Origin of the sequence: Pseudomonas cremoricolorata (assembly GCF_000759535.1) — a bacterium.
Classification (GTDB): domain Bacteria; phylum Pseudomonadota; class Gammaproteobacteria; order Pseudomonadales; family Pseudomonadaceae; genus Aquipseudomonas; species Aquipseudomonas cremoricolorata_A.
Window position 1 is genome coordinate 2,244,701 of sequence record NZ_CP009455.1, and the last position, 20,099, is coordinate 2,264,799.

General features: G+C 63.9%; 21 protein-coding genes. 14 read left to right on the forward strand and 7 right to left on the reverse strand.

Annotated features, from left to right (window positions below):
• Positions 1–3: 3 nt before the first annotated feature.
• Entirely contained in the window at positions 4–864 is an 861-nt protein-coding gene (locus tag LK03_RS09740) for an efflux RND transporter periplasmic adaptor subunit (RefSeq protein ID WP_038412139.1), read from the forward strand.
• A gap of 22 nt (positions 865–886) precedes the next feature.
• Here the strand turns inward: LK03_RS09740 and LK03_RS09745 are convergent, their stop codons facing one another.
• Complete coding sequence (locus LK03_RS09745) at positions 887–1,339, reverse strand: universal stress protein (protein ID WP_038412140.1); 453 nt, start codon at positions 1,337–1,339, stop codon at positions 887–889.
• A 151-nt stretch (positions 1,340–1,490) separates the two neighbouring features.
• Between LK03_RS09745 and LK03_RS09750 the strand changes: the two genes are divergently transcribed.
• From LK03_RS09750 to LK03_RS09765, 4 genes are all read left to right on the forward strand, one after another.
• Positions 1,491–2,393 carry a LysR family transcriptional regulator gene (locus LK03_RS09750; protein ID WP_038412141.1) on the forward strand — a complete coding sequence of 301 codons (903 nt, stop codon included), beginning with the start codon at positions 1,491–1,493 and terminating at the stop codon, positions 2,391–2,393.
• Between the two features lie 134 nt (positions 2,394–2,527).
• Positions 2,528–4,066, forward strand: a complete 1,539-nt coding sequence (locus tag LK03_RS09755; RefSeq protein WP_038412142.1) for an MFS transporter — start codon at positions 2,528–2,530, stop codon at positions 4,064–4,066.
• Positions 4,067–4,084: 18 nt separating this feature from the next.
• Positions 4,085–5,146, forward strand: a complete 1,062-nt coding sequence (locus LK03_RS09760; protein WP_038412143.1) for an HlyD family secretion protein — start codon at positions 4,085–4,087, stop codon at positions 5,144–5,146.
• A complete protein-coding gene (locus LK03_RS09765) occupies positions 5,143–6,666 on the forward strand; it encodes an efflux transporter outer membrane subunit (RefSeq protein WP_081951583.1) in 1,524 nt (507 codons plus the stop codon). Before LK03_RS09760 ends, LK03_RS09765 begins: the two co-directional genes overlap by 4 nt.
• Here LK03_RS09765 and LK03_RS09770 read toward each other — a convergent pair.
• Together LK03_RS09770 and LK03_RS09775 are read right to left on the reverse strand one after the other, a co-directional pair.
• Positions 6,601–7,425 (reverse strand): SDR family oxidoreductase, encoded by an 825-nt coding sequence (locus LK03_RS09770; RefSeq protein WP_038412144.1) that lies wholly within the window; start codon positions 7,423–7,425, stop codon positions 6,601–6,603. The two genes, LK03_RS09765 and LK03_RS09770, sit on opposite strands and share 66 nt — an antisense overlap.
• A 38-nt stretch (positions 7,426–7,463) precedes the next feature.
• Complete coding sequence (locus LK03_RS09775) at positions 7,464–7,928, reverse strand: hypothetical protein (protein WP_038412145.1); 465 nt, start codon at positions 7,926–7,928, stop codon at positions 7,464–7,466.
• A gap of 232 nt (positions 7,929–8,160) precedes the next feature.
• Between LK03_RS09775 and LK03_RS09780 the strand changes: the two genes are divergently transcribed.
• A complete protein-coding gene (locus LK03_RS09780; RefSeq protein WP_038412147.1) occupies positions 8,161–8,919 on the forward strand; it encodes a hypothetical protein in 759 nt (252 codons plus the stop codon).
• A gap of 75 nt (positions 8,920–8,994) precedes the next feature.
• Here the strand turns inward: LK03_RS09780 and yaaA are convergent, their stop codons facing one another.
• On the reverse strand, positions 8,995–9,774 hold the full coding sequence (gene yaaA, locus LK03_RS09785) for a peroxide stress protein YaaA (RefSeq protein ID WP_038412148.1): 780 nt from the start codon (positions 9,772–9,774) through the stop codon (positions 8,995–8,997).
• Between the two features lie 136 nt (positions 9,775–9,910).
• Here yaaA and LK03_RS09790 point away from each other — a divergent pair, with 136 nt between their 5' ends.
• The 5 genes from LK03_RS09790 to moaE all read left to right on the forward strand — a co-directional run bounded on the left by LK03_RS09790 (position 9,911) and on the right by moaE (position 13,984).
• Positions 9,911–11,044, forward strand: a complete 1,134-nt coding sequence (locus tag LK03_RS09790; RefSeq protein WP_038412150.1) for a polysaccharide deacetylase family protein — start codon at positions 9,911–9,913, stop codon at positions 11,042–11,044.
• Positions 11,045–11,331: 287 nt separating this feature from the next.
• Entirely contained in the window at positions 11,332–12,726 is a 1,395-nt protein-coding gene (locus tag LK03_RS09795; protein ID WP_038412151.1) for a PhoH family protein, read from the forward strand.
• Positions 12,727–12,819: 93 nt separating this feature from the next.
• The gene (gene moaC, locus LK03_RS09800) at positions 12,820–13,293 is read left to right on the forward strand and encodes a cyclic pyranopterin monophosphate synthase MoaC (protein WP_038412152.1); all 474 of its coding nucleotides are present in this window, start codon (positions 12,820–12,822) and stop codon (positions 13,291–13,293) included.
• Complete coding sequence (locus LK03_RS09805; RefSeq protein ID WP_038412153.1) at positions 13,290–13,535, forward strand: MoaD/ThiS family protein; 246 nt, start codon at positions 13,290–13,292, stop codon at positions 13,533–13,535. The genes moaC and LK03_RS09805 overlap by 4 nt, the downstream gene beginning before the upstream one ends.
• A gap of 2 nt (positions 13,536–13,537) precedes the next feature.
• Positions 13,538–13,984, forward strand: a complete 447-nt coding sequence (moaE, locus tag LK03_RS09810) for a molybdopterin synthase catalytic subunit MoaE (protein ID WP_038412154.1) — start codon at positions 13,538–13,540, stop codon at positions 13,982–13,984.
• Positions 13,985–14,090: 106 nt separating this feature from the next.
• On the opposite strand, the gene rhlB is transcribed toward moaE, so the two are convergent.
• The 3 genes from rhlB to algW form a co-directional block, all read right to left on the reverse strand.
• Complete coding sequence (rhlB, locus tag LK03_RS09815) at positions 14,091–15,554, reverse strand: ATP-dependent RNA helicase RhlB (protein ID WP_038412155.1); 1,464 nt, start codon at positions 15,552–15,554, stop codon at positions 14,091–14,093.
• A gap of 102 nt (positions 15,555–15,656) precedes the next feature.
• Positions 15,657–16,313 carry an alpha/beta hydrolase gene (locus LK03_RS09820; RefSeq protein WP_038412156.1) on the reverse strand — a complete coding sequence of 219 codons (657 nt, stop codon included), beginning with the start codon at positions 16,311–16,313 and terminating at the stop codon, positions 15,657–15,659.
• Between the two features lie 162 nt (positions 16,314–16,475).
• Entirely contained in the window at positions 16,476–17,639 is a 1,164-nt protein-coding gene (gene algW / locus LK03_RS09825; RefSeq protein WP_038412157.1) for a Do family serine endopeptidase AlgW, read from the reverse strand.
• A gap of 180 nt (positions 17,640–17,819) precedes the next feature.
• On the opposite strand from algW, the gene LK03_RS09830 reads away from it, so the two are divergent.
• From LK03_RS09830 to LK03_RS09840, 3 genes are all read left to right on the forward strand, one after another.
• Complete coding sequence (locus LK03_RS09830) at positions 17,820–18,578, forward strand: Nif3-like dinuclear metal center hexameric protein (protein WP_038412159.1); 759 nt, start codon at positions 17,820–17,822, stop codon at positions 18,576–18,578.
• Between the two features lie 159 nt (positions 18,579–18,737).
• Positions 18,738–19,655, forward strand: a complete 918-nt coding sequence (cysD, locus tag LK03_RS09835) for a sulfate adenylyltransferase subunit CysD (RefSeq protein WP_038412160.1) — start codon at positions 18,738–18,740, stop codon at positions 19,653–19,655.
• Between the two features lie 102 nt (positions 19,656–19,757).
• Positions 19,758–20,099 carry a four helix bundle protein gene (locus LK03_RS09840; RefSeq protein ID WP_038412162.1) on the forward strand — a complete coding sequence of 114 codons (342 nt, stop codon included), beginning with the start codon at positions 19,758–19,760 and terminating at the stop codon, positions 20,097–20,099.

Here is a 20,099-nt window from a genome sequence, read left to right on the forward strand (position 1 = left end):
TCGATGAAAAAGTTCTTCAGCCTGATCGCCACCTTGCTCGTGCTCACCGCGGCGGTGTTCATCGGTCGCCAGCTGTGGCTCGACTACATGACCACGCCCTGGACCCGAGACGGCCGGGTACGCGCCGACATCATCAACGTCGCCGCCGATTCGCCCGGCTATGTGGTCGATGTGCCGGTGCGCGACAACCAGCGGGTGCGCAAGGGCGAGCTGCTGATGCAGATCGATCCGGCGCACTACCAAGTGGCGGTGGAGCAGGCCAAGGCACTGGTGGCGGCGCGCAAGGCCGCCTGGCAGATGCGCCAGGTCAACGCCCGGCGCCGCGCCGACCTGGACAACCTGGTGATCTCGGCCGAGAGCCGCGACGACGCCCGCGATATCGCCAGCACCGCCCAGGCCGAATACCAGCAGGCCCAGGCGCAGTTGGCGGCGGCCGAGCTGAACCTGGCGCGCACACGCATCGTCGCCAGCGTCGACGGCTACGTGACCAACCTCAACGTGCACCGCGGCGACTACGCGCGCACCGGCGAGCCCTTGATGGCGGTGGTCGATGCGCAGTCATTCTGGGTGTATGGCTATTTCGAGGAAACCAAGCTGCCGCACGTGCGCGTGGGCGATCCGGCCGAGTTGCAGATGATGAGCGGCGAGCGTTTGCAAGGCCACGTCGAAAGCATCGCCCGCGGCATCTACGACCGCGACAACCCGCAAAGCCGCGAGCTGGTGGCCGACGTCAACCCGACCTTCAACTGGGTGCGTCTGGCCCAGCGGGTGCCGGTGCGGATTCAGATCGATGCCGTGCCGGAGGGTTTTCTGCTTGCCGCAGGGACGACCTGTACCGTGGTGGTACGCCCCCGCGACAGTTGAAGGCTGGCAATAGGCAAACCCGTCAGCCTTCGGCGACCGCCACCAGCACCGGCACCTGCACCCGGTCGATGACCTTGCTGCTCACCGACGGGTCGAGCAGCCGGCCCAGGCGTGACAGATGGCGGTGGCCCATGATGATCAGCTCGCAGTCCAGCACCTGGGCGCTGGCCACGATCACCTCCACGGGTTGACCCGGCTCAGTGCTGCCCACGCAGGTGAAGCCGGCCTCGCGCAGCGCCTGCAAGGCCTGCGCCATGGCCTGCTCGGCCTGGCGCTGTTCGTCGCAGGCTGCTGGGTACTGGTCGAGTTCCTCGGCGCTGAACAGCCCTGGGCTGCGGTGTACGGCAAAGCTGGGGTCGATCGCCAGCAGCACGTGCAGCTCATGCTCGTCCGGCCTGCAGTAACGCCGCGCCAGGGCAACGATAGCGGTGCGGGCGGGGGAGGCGTCGATGGCGATCAGGACCGTGCGGGGCATGGGCATTCCTTGGACGGGGAAGGGGGCGTGCGCATTGTCGGGCCTCGAAGGAGCCGGATAAATAGCCTGGCGTGCAACCGCAGGTTGTGTCTAGTGCACGTTTGCCAACTGCTAAGATCGATTTTTTTCCACTTCACCTTCGGACATTTCCATGCCGCTTCCCGACATGAACCTGCTGGTGGCGCTCGATGCATTGCTTGACGAGGGCAGTGTGGTCGGGGCCGCGCAGCGTATGAACCTGAGCCCGGCGGCGATGAGTCGCACCCTCGGACGCATCCGTGAAGCGTTGAACGACCCGATTCTGGTACGTGCCGGGCGCGGGCTGGTGCCAACGCCCCGCGCGCTGGCGTTGCGTGAACAGGTGAGTCAGCTGGTCGAGCAGGCTGGCGAGGTGTTTCGCAGCGGCGATGCGGTGGACCTGCCCACTCTGGAGCGTGCCTTCAACATCCGCACCAACGACTTGTTCATCGCGCTGTACGGCGCGCAATTGCTGCGCATGATGCACGAGCAGGCGCCGCGCACGGTGGTGCGTTTCGTGCCGGAAAGCGGCGACGACGATGCGGTATTGCGTGATGGACGCACTGATCTGATCATCAGCTCGACCATCGACCTGGGCCCGGAGATCAAGGTGCAGCGGCTGTTCCATACGCAATACATCGGCTTGGCGCGTGAGGATCATCCGATTTTCGACGGGGTCATCAGCCCGGAGCGCTTTGCCGCCTACCCGCACATCAGCGTGTCGCGACGCGGCCGCGCCAATGGCCCGATCGATGTCGAACTGGCGCCGTTTCGCGTGCAACGGCGCGTGGCGCTGATTACCCCAAGTTTTCATTCGGCGATGTTCTCGCTGCCCGATTCCGACCTGATCCTGCCGATGCCGGCGAACATCCTGGCCAGCGTGCGCAAGCTTGGCCTGCCATTACGCGCGTTCGACATTCCGTTGGCGTTAGAGCGGGTCACGGTCATGCAGGCCTGGCACCCGCGTTTTCACCATGACCCCGCTCACCGTTGGCTGCGCCAGACCCTCAAGGCGTGTTGCGAAGCGCAACCCTGATGCGTTTCAACGCACGGGGAGTATGTTGTCGATTGCGTTTGACGCAACTAAAAACTACCGATAAGTCAGTTTTCGTAAGTAATCGATGTTTCTAGACTTGCCAGCCTCAAATTTGTTGCTGGAGTTTTCTGGGCATGTCGCAGCCTTCCCCTACCTATGCCGCCGCTGGCCCCGCGCCCGTGGCGGCACCCGCGCAGGCAGCGTTCGGGGCAAGGGTAGTGGTCGGCTTGTTCGGTGTGTTGCTGGCGGTGTTGTGCGCGGGCCTGAATGAGGCGGTGACCAAACTGTCGCTGGCCGACATCCGCGGCGCCATGGGCATCGGCGCCGACGAAGGGGCCTGGCTGCTGGCGGTGTACAGCGCCGCAGCGGTTTCGGCGACGGCCGTGTCACCGTGGCTGGCGACGACCTTCTCTCTGCGGCGCTTCACCCTCTGCGCGATTGGCGCTTTTGCGCTGCTGGGGCTGCTGCAGCCGTTCGCGCCGAACCTGCACAGCCTGATGCTGCTGCGCATCCTCCAGGGCCTGGCAGCGGGCGCCTTGCCGCCGATGCTGATGAGCGTGGCGCTGCGCTTCCTGCCGCCGGGCATCAAGGTGTATGGCCTGGCCTGCTACGCGCTCACCGCGACCTTCGGGCCGAACCTGGCGACGCCGCTGGCGGGGCTCTGGACCGAATACGTCGGTTGGCAGTGGGCATTCTGGCAGATCGTCGCGCCTTCACTGCTGGCCTCGGCCTGCGTAGCCTGGGGGCTGCCGCAGGATCCGCTGCGCCTGGAGCGTTTCGCCCAGTTCAACTGGCGCGGCGTGCTACTGGGGCTGCCGGCGCTGAGCTGTCTGGTGCTGGGGCTGTCCCTGGGCGATCGCTGGGGCTGGTTCGATTCGCCGCTGATCAGCGTGCTACTGGGCGGCGGCGGTCTGCTGCTGGTGCTGTTCTTGTACAACGAGTGGTCCGAGCCGGTGCCGTTCTTCGACTTGCGCATGCTGGGCCGGCGCAACCTGATGTTCGCCCTGCTGACCTTGGCCGGGGTGTTGATCGTGTTGTCGGGTGTGGGCAGCGTGCCCTCCGCGTACCTCGCCCAGATCCATGGCTATCGCCCGGCGCAGACCAGTCCGCTGATGTTGCTGGTAGCACTGCCGCAGTTGCTGGCCCTGGCGCTGACTGCAGCGCTGTGCAACCTGCGTGCGGTGGATTGTCGCTGGGTGCTGGCAGCCGGTCTGGGCATGCTGGTGCTGTCGTGCCTGGGCAGCAGCACGTTGACCAGCCAATGGATTCGTGACGACTTCTACCCGTTCTACCTGTTGCAGGTGTTCGGCCAACCGATGGCGGTGCTGCCGTTGCTGTTGCTGTCGACCAATGGCATGAGCCCGCAACAGGGTCCGTTCGCCTCGGCCTGGTTCAACACTGTGCGCGGGCTTAGCGTGGTGGTGGCCGGGGCGCTGCTGGAGGCGCTCGGCACCTGGCGCCGGCATGCCCATTCCACCCATCTGGTGGACAGCCTGGGCAACGCACCGCTGCTCGACGATCACGCCGCCGGCCTGGCCCAGCGCATCCACGCCCAGGCCCTGGTGCTGACCTCGGCCGACCTCTACCTGGTGCTGGCCGGCGTCGGCCTTGCGCTGATCTGCCTGATTCCCATCATTCCTACACGGGTGTATCCGCCGCGCGCGGTGACCTGAGCCTGAGACTTCGCCGACATGAAAGACACGCGCAAGACCCTGATCATCGCCAGCGTACTGGCCGTGGCCGTACTGGCGGCCCTGGTCGGCCCCTGGCTGCTGGGCAGCGACCGCCGCCAAAGCACCAACGATGCTTATATCAGTGCCGACTACACGGTGGTCGCGCCGAAGGTGGCTGGATTCATCAAGGACGTTCGCGTCGAGGACAACCAGGCGGTCGAGGCCGGGCAGTTGCTCGCCACCCTGGATGACCGCGACTACCAGACCGCCCTCGACGCCGCCCAGGCCCGGCAACTGGTGGCCAAGGCTCAGCGCGACAACGCCCAGGCCACCCTCGAGCGGCAGAGCGCGGTGATCGCCCAGGCCCAGGCAGCGCTGCAGGCGGCCAAAGCCGAAGACGCCTTCGCCGAGCACGAAGTCGGCCGTTACCAGCGCCTGGCTGCGCAGGGTGCCGGCACCGTGCAGAACGCCCAGCAGGCGCGCAGCCGGGTCGAGCAGGCCCGGGCGCACCGCGCCGATGCCGACGCCGCGCTGCTGGCTGCACGCAAGCAGGTCGAGGTGCTCAAGGCGCAGTTGGCGGGTGCCGATGGTCAGCTCAAGCAGGCAGAAGCGGGCGTTGCCAAGGCACGCCTCGATCTGTCGTACACACGTATCAGCGCGCCGGTTGCCGGCATGGTCGGCGAGCGTGCAGTGCGCGCCGGCGCGTATGTCAGCCCCGGTACCCGCTTGCTGTCGGTGGTGCCGCTGGAGCAGGCCTTCGTGATCGGCAACTTCCTGGAAACCCAGTTGACCCATGTGCAGCCCGGCCAGCCGGTACAGATTCGCGTCGACAGCTTCGCCGGACACACCTTGCGCGGCCGTGTGCAGAGCATTGCCCCGGCCACCGGCGTGACCTTCGCCGCGGTCAAGCCGGACAACGCCACCGGCAACTTCACCAAGGTGGTGCAGCGGATTCCAGTGAAGATCGTCTTCGATGCCGACCAGCCCGCCTTGCAGCGTCTGCGCGTAGGGATGTCGGTGGAGGCATCGATCGACACCGGCGATGACGCCCTGGGCCGGCGCGAGGTCAGTGCGCGATGAAGGCGATGACGCGATGCAGCCCGCTGCTGCTGGCCATGGCGCTGGCCGGTTGCAGCCTGGGACCGGACTTTCACACGCCTGCGAGCACTGCCCCGGCGCAGTGGGCACAGCCCAAGGGCGATGCGGCGGCGAGTCGGGCCGAGGCCGAGCCGCTGCAGTTGCGCTGGTGGGACAGTTTCCACGACCCGCGGCTGAGCGCCCTTATCGAGCAGGTTGCGGCGCGTAACCTCGACCTGCAGATGGCCAGCGCGCGCATGCTGCAAAGCCGCGCGCTGCGCAGCACGGTGGCCGCCGAGCAGGCGCCGAACGTACGTGCCGATGCCGGTTACAGCCGCGCGCGCAACAGTGCCGAAGGCCTCAACGACCCCTCCGGCAATGCCGGCAAGGCCGCCTACAACCTGTGGCAGGGCGACTTGGCTGCAGGCTGGGAACTCGACCTCTGGGGCCGGGTACGGCGCCAGGTCGAGGCCGCTGACGCCAGCGTGCAGGTGGCCGAGAATGATCGCCGCGGCGTGCTGTTGAGCCTGCTGGCCGACACCGCCAGCGACTACATTCAACTGCGCGCGGTGCAGCGCACCTTGAGCGTTACCGAAGACAACCTGAAGCTGGCCCGGCACAGCCTGCGCTTGTCCCGTGGGCGCCAGGCAGAGGGCGTGGCCACGCGCCTGGATGTTGCCCAGGCCAGTGCCCAGGTCGCCTCCATCGAAGCCCGGCTGCCTGACCTGCAAGCGCGCCGCGACGAACTGATCAATGCGCTGAGCCTGCTCGCTGCCGAGCCGCCGGGCAGCCTGCACCGACAACTGCTGGCCCCCTGGGCACAACCTGAGCCACGCCAGCACCTGGGCATCGGCCTGCCATCGGAGTTGGCTGCGCGGCGTCCGGATATCCGCCAGGCCGAGGCGCGCCTGCATGCGGCGACTGCCAGTATCGGCATGGCCCAGGCCGATTTCTATCCGCGCATCACGCTGTCGGGCAGCGTCGGTTTCCAGGCCCTGCAACTGTCGGACTTGGGCAGTTGGGGGGCGCGACGCTTCGCCTTCGGACCGCAGCTTTCGCTGCCGTTGTTCGAAGGCGGGCGCTTGCGCGGCACGTTGCACCTGCGCCAAGCGCAGCAGCAGGAAGCGGCGCTCAACTACCGCAAGGTGGTGCTCGGCGCCTGGCACGAAATCGACGATCAACTGCGCCGCTACAACGCCAGCCAGGTGCGCCGCGAGCACCTCGCCGAGGCGGTGGAGGAAAACCGCATCGCCCTGCGCACTGCGCAGCAACAGTACGTCGAAGGGACGGTGGATTTTCTCAACGTGCTCAGCGTGCAGAGCGCGCTGCTGGCAAGCGAGGAGCAGTCGATCGATAGCCAGGCCGCAGTCGCGCAGGCTTTGGTAGGGCTGTACAAGGCGCTGGGTGGTGGCTGGCAGGCTTTCGAGGCCGAGCAGGGGGCCATGCCTGCGTCGCGGTCACAGCGGCCGCAGCAGGCCGAAGCGCTTGCGCAAGGCCCAGTCGAGCAGGCGCCGCGGCACTAGCCGGGCGAGCAAGGGCAGGGCGGTGCTGCCATTGCCCAGGCGCACCACGGCTGGCAGTGGGCGACGGCGGGCAGCGGCCAGCACGCCTTGAGCGAACACTGACGCTGAGGTGGGGCGGTCTTGCGAGGCGCGGGCGCGGGCACGAACCTGTTCACGCAGCGGCCACCAGGCCGATTCAGCCCGCAACACCTCTTCGGCGCCGCGCTGGGCGTGTGCGGCGAACTGCGAGGCGATGGCGCCTGGTTGCACCTGCATTACCGCGATGTCGAACGGCGCCAGTTCCAGGCGCAGCGCATCGCTCAAGGCATGCACGGCGGCTTTGGACGCGCAGTACACGCCTGCGAACGGGGTCACCAACACACCCGACACACTGCCGATGTTGATGACCGTGCCCTTGGCCTGGCGCAGCAAGGGGAACAGGGCGCGGGTGACCTCGACCACGGCGAACACGTTGGTGTCGAACTGCTGACGCAGGCCTTCGGCGCCGGCGTCGAGCACCGGTCCCATGGCACCATAGCCTGCGTTGTTGATCAGCAGGTCGAGCTGGCCGCTGTGGGCTTGCAGTTCCTCGGCCAGCTGCGCCAGCGCCTGGCGGTCATTGACGTCCAGCTTTCGTGCGGTGAAGCCGGCTTCACCCAAGCGCTCGACATCTTCGGCTTTGCGAGCAGTCGCCCATACCTCGTAGCCGGCATCGCGAAAGGTATCGGCCAAGGCGCGGCCGATGCCGCTGGAGCAGCCGGTGATGAGCACGTTGGGCATGGCGGTCAGCCTTCTGTCTGGGTAGGGACGGGACACGCTCAGTTGGCGAACGTGCCTTGCAGGTGTTCGGCGCGAAACTCCAGCGATTGTGCCCGGTAGCCGGCGCGCAACGGTGGCAACGGCAAGCAGTCGCGCCATTGCGCCCCGGCCTGCAGTTCGCCTGGGCCGCGATAGCGCGGCGCCGCGTAGGTGCTTTCTGCGAGGTTGACGGTGTCGCCGGGCGCATAAGCCGCGACGCGCCAGCGCAGCTCACTGAGCGGTACAGCGTTGCTGTTGTTCAGCTCGACCAGCAAGGTGCGGTCGGCCGGGCACTGCTCGGGGCTGTAGCTCAGGCGCAGGTCGAGGCGTGCCAGTTGCGAGGCTTCGCGATTGTCTTCCCACACCACGTAAAGCGCCACCAGACCCAAGCCGATGGCAGCCGCCAGCGACAGCGGCAGCGCCTTGCGCGGGTAGCGCAGCAGCAGAACCAACCAGGTGAGAATGAGCAGTGCGCCGATGAGCATGGTGGGCGGGCCTGGGAGTGAGCAGTGCCTGACATCCTAGCGGCAATTGGCGTTGGGCTCAAAACCTGGGCGCATCCTCGTTTAGCCATGGCACGGAAGGCCTGACCTGGTATTTCTGTCAGTTTCAACATGGTTCTGACGCTCTTAGGCTCAAGGCTCACATCAGCGCCGCGCGCTGGACAACGCGCTTGCGGGGCGATGAACCCTAGCTCAAGCAATCAATAGGCTGAACATGAACAAGACATCTGATACCGCACAAGCAACACAGGGCTTGATGACCGCCAGCATCGATGGCCAAGCATTCAAGGCTGTTCAGGTCGAATGGGACACGGTTGGAGGCGTGATTGGCTTAATCGACGATGACCATTTCATCTACCTGGGCTTTCCCAAGGACATCGAAAAGGGTGAGCACTCAATCGGCAAGGATGGGGTCCGCGCGTATGTCGGCGGGACGCATTCCGGAGAGGCAACGTCAGGGACGTTGATGTTGCAATCGGCAGGCACACCTGGCCGCAAAATGGAAGGCAAGTTCGATTTCGTGGCCAAGAGCGACCCAGAGAATGTCACTGTGACCGCGGGGCGGTTCACGGTCTCCGTCGGCGCTCGAACGGCTGGACAGGGTTCGGGCAGCGCATCGGCCAAGCTGGACGAGCCGCTTGAAGGTAATCTGGCCATCGAGGCTAAAACGATGGAATACAACGGCGAGCCGACTGCGCCGACTGCGCTGTTCGCCATGCAGACCAAGGACCTTCAGGGCGGCCTGCAGCGTTTTGGCGTGATTTTCATGCTGCGCTATGACGGTCAGGGTAAACCGTCGGTGGAATCGGGGTTCGTGGCCGTCGACTTTGCTGCGCTAATCACCTCAAAACCGGAGGTCACCTCGCTCAAGTGGGAACCAGGGAAGAGTCTTTCCTTCAAGTTCACCATGAGCTTCTCGTACAACAAAAAGGACTACAAGATTGAAGACGGCTCGCTGGATTTGACCTTCTGAGCCAACCAGGAGCCCTGCGGCGTCCGTCGTCCCGTCAGGGGCGATGGACGCCGCAGTGCCTCAAGCGTCGGCATTCTACTGAGGCGCCTGGTCGCGCAGGAATACCAGATGATCCTGCTTCGACTGCTCGGCACTGTAGTAATAACCGTGCACATCGAACTGCTGAAGCTGCTGCGGATCATCGATGCGGTTCTGGATCACGAAGCGGCTCATCATGCCGCGGGCTTTCTTGGCGTAGAAGCTGATGATCTTGTGCTGACCATTCTTCCAGTCCTTGAAATCCACATGGATGACCCGCGCTTTCAAGGCGCTGCGCTTCACCGCGCTGAAGTATTCGTTGCTGGCCAGGTTCAACAGCAGGTCGTCACCTTGTGCGGACAGCGCCTGGTTCAGCCATTCGCTGATGCGCGTGTCCCAGAAAGCATACAAATCCTTGCCGCGGGCATTGCTCAGCTTGGTACCCATCTCCAGGCGATAAGGCTGCATCAGATCGAGCGGGCGCAGCAGGCCGTAAAGCCCCGAGAGCATGCGCAGATGCTCCTGGGCGTAGCTGAAGTCGTCTTCGCTGAGGCTTTGCGCGTCGAGCCCTGTGTAGACGTCGCCCTTGAACGCCAGCAGCGCCTGCTTGGCGTTGTCCGTAGTGAAGGTTTCGCTCCAGCTGCCGAAGCGCGCGGCATTCAGGCCAGCAAGCTTGTCCGACAGATGCATCAGTTCGGCGATCTGCGCCGGGCTCAGTTCGCGCAGTTGCTCGATCAAGACCTCAGAGTGTTCCAGATGCTGCGGCAGGGTGAAGCGCTCGGTGGCCGGCGGGGTTTCGTAGTCGAGGGTTTTGGCGGGGGAAATCACCGTCAGCATGGGGTCGGCTCCTGGAGTTGATCGGGCGATTCTACGGGCGCTGCCCGCAAGCTCCAACCTATGCGCGTGATAGGCGCTGACCATGGCCGGGCCAGACGCTATAGTGCCGACACTACCTTTTACCGGAGTGTCGCCCGTGCGCCTTGCCCTGGTGGTCTTCGCCGGCCTGCTGAGTCTGGCCGCACAGGCCGCACCGCCTTCGCCCTACGTCAGCCTCGAGCGCAACCTGTGGCCCGAGCAACTGGACAGCCCGGTGCTGTTCGATGTCGCTTCGCGCGCCGAGATTCTTTCGTTCGCCCGCGCGTTGCACGAAAGCGAACGGCTCGATGACACCGCTCTGGCCACGCGACTTGGCCTGCGCCAGATCGACCTGCCGATGATTCGCGCCGTGCGCGCCCGCTTGTGGCAGCGTCTGTGGGAGAACTTCCAGCAGGCTCGGCAGAGCTGCGAGCAGGATGCCTCATTCTGCTTTCCGCTCGACAGCATGGCCGAACTCCGCGCACGTGCCGCGGTGTTCGCCGAGGAAGTGGGCGAGTTCTACAGCCCCTGGGTCGAGCCGAGTTACGCGTTCCATCAACGCTATCTCGATGAACTGCTGCGCAAGGCCGCGCTGTTCGCCAGCAGTCCCAACGAAATCCAGCGCCTTTCGGCAACCGAGCGCACGGGCGATGAGCTCAATGACCGCGTGTTTCTGCTGACCTTCGTCGGTGGCCCGGGACCTGCTGCTGGCAGTACCGATCGCCTCACCGACTACTTGCGTAGCCAACAGGTGCAAGGCACCTTCTTCGTGCTCGGCACGCGTTTGCAACAGCGGCGCGACAGCGCAGCGGGCAGCCCGCTGCGTGAGGTCTATGCCGGGCAGTGCGTGGGCATTCAGGGCTGGGAGTATCGATCCCATGCGCTATGGCAAGGTTGGCAGGAGTCGCTGCGCCGCAGCCAGGCGCGGGTGCAGGCCGAGTTGCCCGAGCAGTACGTGCCGCTGTTCCGTCCGCCCTATGGGCAACGACGCGCTGATGGTGAGGCATTCATGCGCAATCAGGGCTTGCAGGTAGCGTTGTGGGACATCGACGCCCAGGACGATGGCCCGCTTGGCAGTGAAGAATCGGCGCAGCGGGTACTGACCTTGATGCTGCTCTGGCGCAAGGGCGTGATCCAGTTCCACGACAGCCTGCCGAAAGCGCAGGTGGCCGTGGAAACCTTGCTGCAGAGCACGGCGCAGAGCGGTTTGGGTTGGGAGGATTGTCAGACCTACGGCGCCCTGCGCGAGTGATCGCAGGAGCGCCTGACCTTTCACTGTAGTCGCCCGGGCAGAGGCTGCAAGGCAAGTGAGTCGATCGGAAAAATAAACTTCACCCAAGCGTAAAATTACTTTTTTCCGTAATACGTTTTGCGGTATGAAAGAAGCAGACAGCCGAATCCTGCAGCACAGGTGGCGTCATCCAGGCCCTCCTAGCCAGGTGCGCTCCCCGCCCGTAACGACGCGGATACGGGGAGAACGGCGGTCAATCTGCAGCGCAGCGGTACGCGCTACGTGGCTTCGATATAAGGTGACCGAGTATGGATGACCAAGGACGCACCCCTTCCTCCAGCAAGCCAATCCTCTATGTCCTCGATACCAATGTCCTGATTCACGACCCCAACGCATTACTCAACTTCGAGGAGCACCACGTCGCCCTGCCGATGACGGTGCTGGAGGAACTCGACAAGCTCAAGACAGGCAAGCAGTCGATTGCCGCCGATTGTCGCCAGGCCATTCGCCTGATCGACCAGACCCTGGGTGATGCCTCGCCCAGCGCGGTCGAGCGGGGCGTGCCGATTCAGCGTGGCAAAAGCGGGCCGAAAGGTTTCCTGTCGATTCTGATGAGCCAGCGCAACGAACCCAATCGCCTGCTGCCCGAGCACCTCAACGACAACATCATCATCAACCAGTTGCTCGAACTGCGGGCCACCCGCGCCGATCTTGACGTGGTGCTGGTCACCAAAGACATCAACATGCGCCTCAAGGCGCGCGCCTGCGGCATTGCCGCCGAGGACTACAGCACCGACCAGTTGGTCGACGATGTCTCGCTGCTGTCCAAGGGCTATCACTCGGTGAGCGGCTCGTTCTGGGATCGGGTAAGCAAGGTCGATACCCGCCAGGAACGTGGTCGTACCTGGCATCGGGTGCAACTGGCCGAACCGTTGCAGGCGGTGCACATCAATGAGTTCATTATCGACGAGCAAGGCTTCGTCGGCTGGATCAAGGGCGCACGCGATGGCGAACTGCTGTTGCTCGACCTGCACCAGGAGCCGTTGCTGCACCAGGAAGCCTGGGGCCTGAAACCCCGCGACATTCACCAGAGCCTGGCCTTGCTGGCGTTGCTCGACCCGGACATCCATCTGGTCAACCTTACCGGCGCTGCCGGCTCGGGCAAGACCATCCTGGCCCTGGCGGCGGCGATCGAACAGACCATGGTCAGCAAACGCTACCGGCGCATCATCGCCACCCGCAGCGTGCAGGGGCTCGATCAGGAAATCGGCTTCCTGCCGGGTACCGAGGCAGAAAAGATGGAGCCTTGGCTGGGCGCCATCACCGACAACCTCGAAGCCTTGCACATGGATGACGAAAGCACTCACGGCAGTGTCGAGTACATTCTCGAGCGCGTCCCGCTGCAGTTCAAGTCGCTCAACTACATTCGCGGTCGCAGCTTCCAGCAAAGCCTGATCCTCATCGATGAATGCCAGAACCTCACTCCACACCAGATGAAGACCATCATCACCCGTGCTGGCGCTGGCTCCAAAGTGGTCTGCCTGGGCAACCTGGCGCAGATCGATACGCCTTACCTGTCCGCCACAAGCTCGGGCCTGACCTACCTCACCGAGCGCTTCAAGGACTTCCCCCACGGCGTGCACATCACCCTGCAAGGGGTGCCGCGCTCGGTACTGGCCGAGTACGCCGAGTCGCATCTGTAAGTCATCTGTTCGGGCGGTTCGCCGCCCGATCATTTCCCTGCGCAACGCGACCCATGGCGTTACACTCGACGCTCCCTTCACAGGAGCAGAGCAGTGCTGACACACCTTGATTCCCAGGGACGGGCCAACATGGTCGACGTCACTGAAAAAGCCGTCACCGCCCGCGAAGCAGTGGCCCAGGCGCGGGTACGCATGTTGCCGCAGACCCTGCGCATGATCGTCGATGGCGAGCATCCTAAAGGCGATGTGTTCGCCGTGGCGCGCATCGCTGGCATCCAGGCCGCGAAGAAAACCAGCGACCTGATCCCCCTGTGCCATCCGCTGATGCTGACCAGTGTCAAGGTCGAACTGCGCGCCGAGGGTGAGGACGCCGTGCAGATCCTGGCGCGCTGCAAGCTGGCCGGACAGACCGGCGTGGAAATGGAAGCGCTGACTGCCGCCAGCGTTGCCGCACTGACGATCTACGACATGTGCAAGGCGGTGGACAAAGGCATGGTCATCGAGCAGGTGCGCTTGCTGGAGAAGCGCGGCGGCAAGAGCGGCGACTTCCAGGCGCAGGCGCAATGAAGCTGCAAGTGGTGTATTTCGCCCGTTATCGCGAGGCACTGGGGCTGGATGGCGAGGTAGTGGAAGGCGACTTCAAGGTGCTCGACGATGTGCGCCAGGCGTTGCTCGAGCGTGGCCAGGGTTACGCCGTGCTCGCCGAACAGAACCTGATGTGCGCGCGCAACCAGGAGCTGTGCCGGCTCACCGAGGCGCTGGCAGAGGGCGACGAAGTGGCCTTCTTCCCGCCTGTGACGGGGGGTTGAGCATGGCCATCCGTGTGCAGGCGCAGCCGTTCGATGCCGGGCAGGAGGTCAATGCCATGCATGCGGCCAATGTCGGCGTTGGGGCGGTGGTGGCGTTCGTCGGCTACGTGCGTGACTTCAATGACGGCCGCGAAGTGGCGGGGATGTTCCTTGAGCACTATCCGGGCATGACCGAAAAGGCCCTGAACAAGATCTTGGTCCAGGCCCAGCAGCGCTGGCCGTTGCTCAGGGTCGAGGTGCTGCACCGCATCGGCGCGTTGCAACCGGGCGAGCCGATCGTCTTCGTCGGCATCGCCAGCGCCCACCGTCAGGCTGCGTTCGATGCCTGCAATTTCGTCATGGACTACCTGAAAACCCAGGCGCCGTTCTGGAAAAAAGAGTCCACCGAACTCGGCCCGCGTTGGGTCGAGGGTCGGCAGAGCGATCAGGACGCGGCTGAGCGTTGGTGAGAAGGGGCGCAGTTCAAGCCGCTGTGGAGCGAACCGTGTTCAGTAGGGCCGCTTTGCGGCCTATCGAGGCTGAAGCCGCTACAGCCATTTGTCGGGCTTGAGCAGCTTACTGCCCTTTGCGCGGCACCGGCTTGAGCAATGCTTCAGGCGGCATTTCACAGCTGATCTTGCGTCCCAGCAGTTGTTCGATGCCAGGCAACTGGTAGGAGTCGTCTTCGCCGGCAAAGCTGATCGACACGCCGTTGCTGCCGGCACGGCCGGTACGCCCGATACGGTGCACGTAGTCGTCCGGATCTTCCGGCAGGGTGAAGTTGATGACGTGGCTGATGCCATCGATGTGGATGCCGCGGCCGGCGACATCGGTTGCCACCAGCACCGTCACCCGACCTTCGCGGAAGTTTTCCAGGGTGCGAATGCGCTTGTGCTGCGGTACGTCGCCAGACAGCTGCGCGGCGTTGATGCCATCGCGCACCAGGCGTTCTTCGATGCGCCGCACTTCATCCTTGCGGTTGGCGAAGACCATCACCCGCTGCCAGTTGTTCTGTGTCACCAGGTTGTACAGCAGCTTGTACTTGTCACTGCCGGCCACGGCGTAGACGTGCTGTTCCACGGTTTCACTGGCCACATTCTCCGGCTCGATTTCGACGATGGCAGGGTTGGTGGTCCACTGCTTGGCGAGGTTCATCACATCGTCGGTGAAGGTGGCGGAGAACAGCAGGGTCTGACGCTCGGATTTGGGTGGCGTCTGCCGGATGATCTGTCGCACCTGGGGAATGAAGCCCATGTCGAGCATGCGGTCGGCTTCATCCAGCACCATCACTTCGACCATGTCCAGGTGCACTTCGCCGCGTTGCTGGAAGTCCAGCAGACGCCCAGGCGTGGCCACCAGAATGTCACAATGACGGGCTTCCAGGCTTTTGAGCTGTTTGTCGAAATCCATGCCGCCGACGAAGGTCATGACGTTCAGGCCGCTGTACTTGGTCAGCGCCGCGGCATCCTTGGCGATCTGCACCACCAGCTCGCGCGTTGGGGCGATGATCAGCGCGCGCGGCTCGCCCATGTAGCGCTCCTTGGGTGGAGGCGTCTGTTGCAGCTGGGCGATGATGGAAATCAGGAAGGCTGCGGTCTTGCCGGTGCCGGTCTGTGCCCGGCCGATGGCATCCTGGCCGCGCAGGGTGTAGCCCAGGACCTGGGCCTGGATCGGCGTGCAGTACGGGAAACCCAGGTCGTGGATGGCGTGCATCAGCTCGTTGGACAGTTTGAAATCATGGAAGCGGGTCTTGCCTTCCTGCGCTTCGACCACGAAGTCTTCAGGCTTCCACAATGACGCCTGCGGCTTGGGCTTGCGCTCACGGCGCGGCTTGCTGTTGGAGGCGGCCTGCTGGCGCGGGCCTGGCTCAGGCTGTGGTGAAGGCGGTGGCGTGCCGACGGCCGGAGCCTCGAAGGACTGCGCGATGGAGGGCGCCGGCACAGCGACTGCGGGCGGCGGAGTGACCACGGGGGCTGGGGTAGCGGCGGCCTGGGCGGCGGCGTCTTCCTTGCCGAATAGTTTCTTGAGTGCCTTGAGCACGGTCGTCTCATCAACTGATTAAGGAATGTACGCCGGGCAGTGTAAAGCAAGAACTGCGCACGGCGTAGCGTGGTGCGCCGACTACTCCAAATGGCTGCTCGCTCAGCGCAGCCGTGCGACCAGCCAGTTCAATATGTTTTGAACCTCTTCGTTGAGCACTTCATGCTCCATTGGATACTCCTGCCAGCTGGCATCGACACCCCAGTGCTTGAGGTGCTCGAAGGCGGTGCGGCCCATGGATGGAATCACCACCGGATCGTTTACCCCGTGCAGGCACAGGGCTGGCGTACGCTGCTGGCAGGCGCTGAGCTGATGTTCGTCGCTGAAGGTCGGGGCGTAGGTCGACAAGGCCAGCACCCCGCCGAGTGCCTCCTGCCATTTCACATAGGCGGTGTGCAAGACCACTGCGCCTCCCTGGGAAAAACCGGCGAGAAATACGCGGGTCAGGTCGATGCCCTTGCTGCGCTCGGCTTCGATCAGGGCGATGACCTGCTCGGCCGATTGCTCCAGCTGCGCTTCATCGATGGCGCGCGCTGGGCTCATGGCCTTGATGTCGTACCAGCTGGGCATGGCATAGCCGCCGTTGATGGTCACTGGCTGGGTCGGCGCCTGGGGCATGACGAAGCGGGTGCTGTGCAGGTGCGCCTGCAACGCTTCGGCAACCGGTAGGAAGTCGTAACGGTCGGCTCCCAGGCCATGCAACCAGATCACACAGGCATCGGCGGTGTTCTGTGGCTCGAGAATCAACGGGTCGGTCATGGCTGCTCCAATGAAGTGCGGGCCTGCCTTTGTCGGTGCATGGCACCAGGCAGGGGTATGAATGGCTGAAGAGAATCGCGCAACATCAGACGTTTTGCCACTTCAATCGCCCGCACGCCAGGGGCAGAGCCGAAGGGGCCGCTTGCCGGCCCCCGTTGGAAGTCACTTCTCGTCTTTCTTGACCACCGGCGCCGGTGGTGGACGCAGGCCCACTGCGGCGATCAGCTTGAGCTGCTTGCCATTGCGCATCACCTCGATGGCGACCTTGTTGTTCGGCCTGATGCGCGCCACCTGGTTCATCGACTTGCGGCCGTCGCCGGCCGGCTCGCCATTGATGCTCAGAATCACATCGCCCACCTGCAAGCCCGCTCGAGCTGCCGGCCCCTCGCGGAAAATGCCGGCCACGACGATACCCGGACGGCCTTTGAGGCCGAAGGATTCGGCCAGCTCCTGGCTTAGCGGTTGCACTTCGATGCCCAGCCAGCCACGGATCACCTGGCCATGCTCGATGATCGATTTCATCACCTCCAGCGCCAGCTTGACCGGGATGGCGAAGCCGATGCCCTGGGAGCCGCCAGACTTGGAGAAGATCGCGGTATTGATACCGGTAAGGTTGCCATTGGCATCGACCAGCGCGCCACCGGAGTTGCCGGGGTTGATCGCCGCGTCGGTCTGGATGAAGTCTTCGTAGTTGTTCAAGCCCAGCTGATTGCGGCCGGTGGCGCTGATGATGCCCATGGTGACGGTCTGGCCGACGCCGAACGGGTTGCCGATGGCCAGCGACACATCACCGATGCGCAAGGTGTCGGAACGACCGATGGTGATGGCGGGCAGGTTCTTCAGATCGATCTTGAGCACGGCAAGGTCGGTTTCCGGGTCGCTGCCGATGACCCGCGCCAGGGTTTCCCGACCATCCTTGAGCGCCACCACGATCTGGTCGGCCCCGCTGGTCACATGGTTGTTGGTCAGCAGGTAGCCTTCCGGGCTCATGATCACCGCCGAGCCCAGGCTCGATTCCCAGCGCCGCTGCTTGGGCAGGTTGTCGCCGAAGAAGCGGCGGAACTGCGGGTCTTCGAACAGCGGGTGGGCGGCGTTCTTGTTCACCACCTTGGTGGTGTAGAGGTTGACCACCGCAGGCGCGGCGAGGGTCACCGCGTCGGCGTAGGAGACCGGGCCTTGCACCACTTGGGTGGTTTGCGGCGCCTGTTGCAGATTGACATCCTGGCTGGGCAGGCCCACCCATTGGGGGAAGCGCTGAATGACCAGCAGGGCGATCAGGACCCCGGTGAGAAGGGGCCAGCCAACGTAACGCAAAGCCTTGAGCATCGAACGAATCCTGGGAGAAGGGGCCGCCGCCGAGGAAATGGCGCGGGCCCGCAAGCGATCAAACAGACAGCCTCGAGCGGCGTCGGCCGGCGGTTTCCCCGCGTCGGCAGGCGGCTCATAATGGCCGGCATTATACGGGCGTTGCGCCCGCTGCAACCGCTGATTCGAAGGAGTTTTTCCATGGCCGTCGCTCTCCAGACACTGGTCGCCGAAGCCGAGCGTTACCTCGCCAGTGCGAAGATTCACGACTACTGCCCCAATGGCCTGCAGGTCGAGGGGCGCGCGCAGGTCCGGCGTATCGTCAGTGGCGTTACCGCCAGCCAGGCCCTGCTGGATGCGGCAGTCGAGGCTGACGCCGACCTGATCCTGGTCCATCACGGTTACTTCTGGAAGGGTGAAAACCCTTGCATCACCGGCATGAAGCGACGCCGTTTGAGCACGCTGCTCAGTCACGACATCAGCCTGCTGGCCTTCCACCTGCCACTGGACGTGCATCCTGAGGTGGGCAACAACGTGCAACTGGCGCGGCTGCTGGACATCACCGTGGAAGGCCCGCTCGACCCCACCGATGCCCGCGTGGTCGGATTGCTCGGCTCTTTGCCCGAGCCGTTGTCGCCGCGTGATTTCGCCCGTCGCGTGCACGAGGCACTGGGGCGTGAGCCGCTGCTGGTCGAGGGCGAGCAGATGATCCGCCGGGTCGGCTGGTGCACGGGCGGCGGTCAGGGCTACATCGACCAGGCGATTGCGGCCGGGGTCGATCTGTTCATCAGCGGCGAGGCCTCCGAACAGACCTTCCACAGCGCCAGGGAAAACGGCATCAGCTTCATCGCCGCGGGGCATCACGCCACCGAGCGATATGGCGTGCAGGCGTTGGGTGATTACCTGGCTCGGCGCTTTGCCGTCGAACACCTGTTCATCGACTGTCCCAATCCGGTATGAGGGCTGGCCGGCGTGGGCGGTAGAAGGCCAAACCGGCAGTCATATGGATAGATTGTTTCGATCTATCCAGCGCTCTAAATAGAATCAGTCGCTGTGATAAAGTGGCTCGCTCGAACACGGCCCGCTGGCCGTCCATAAGATCGTTTTTCGTGAGTAGCCATGGTCGACAAACTGACGCACTTGAAACAGCTGGAGGCGGAAAGCATCCACATCATCCGCGAGGTGGCCGCCGAGTTCGACAACCCGGTCATGCTGTATTCGATCGGCAAGGACTCTGCCGTCATGCTGCACCTGGCGCGCAAAGCCTTCTTCCCGGGCAAGCTGCCGTTTCCGGTCATGCATGTCGACACCCAGTGGAAATTCCAGGAGATGTACCGCTTCCGCGACAAGATGGTCGAGGAAATGGGTCTGGACCTGATCACCCACGTCAACCCCGAGGGTGTGGCGCAGGGCATCAATCCATTCACCCACGGCAGCTCCAAGCACACCGACATCATGAAGACCCAGGGCCTGAAGCAGGCGCTGGACAAGCACGGCTTCGACGCCGCCTTCGGCGGTGCGCGCCGCGATGAAGAGAAGTCCCGCGCCAAGGAGCGCGTCTACTCGTTCCGCGACAGCAAGCACCGCTGGGACCCGAAAAACCAGCGCCCCGAGCTGTGGAACGTCTACAACGGCAAGGTCAACAAGGGCGAGTCGATTCGCGTGTTCCCGCTGTCGAACTGGACCGAGCTGGACATCTGGCAGTACATCTACCTCGAAGGTATCCCGATCGTGCCGCTGTACTTCGCCGCCGAGCGTGAAGTGATCGAGAAGAACGGCACCCTGATCATGATTGACGACGAGCGCATCCTCGAGCACCTGAGCGAGGAAGAAAAAGCCCGCATCGTCAAGAAGAAGGTGCGTTTCCGTACCCTGGGCTGCTACCCGCTGACAGGCGCTGTCGAATCGGAAGCCGAAACGCTCACCGACATCATTCAGGAAATGCTCCTGACGCGCACCTCAGAGCGCCAGGGCCGCGTCATCGACCACGATGGCGCAGGCTCCATGGAAGACAAGAAACGTCAGGGTTATTTCTAAGCTTCGAGTTACAAGTGGCAAGCTGCAGGACAGAGGCGTTGCGAGTAGCGTCTGTGCCGTGCGGATTGCCACCTGCTCTGCGGGTGCTCATGGAGGCTCGCAGTGGATTTCGAGAAATTGTTGGTGTGGCAAAGGGGCAAGAAGCTTGCGGTCGAGATGTATCGGGCTTTCGCGCATTGCCGGGATTTGGGCTTCAAGTCTCAACTGACACGCGCAGCCGTTTCCGTCCCGGCGAACATCGCTGAGGGAATGGAACGGCGCAGTGAACGTGAGAAGGCCTGGTTTCTCAGTGTCGCGAAAGCCCCGTGTGCCGAGTTGCGCACCCATCTGATCATCGCAGCAGAGATCGGCTATCTACCCGTCGAGCCGGCCGACAATTGGATTAATGAAACCCGCGAGCTATCCAGAATGCTCGCAGGGTTGATCAACAGAATTTCTAACTAG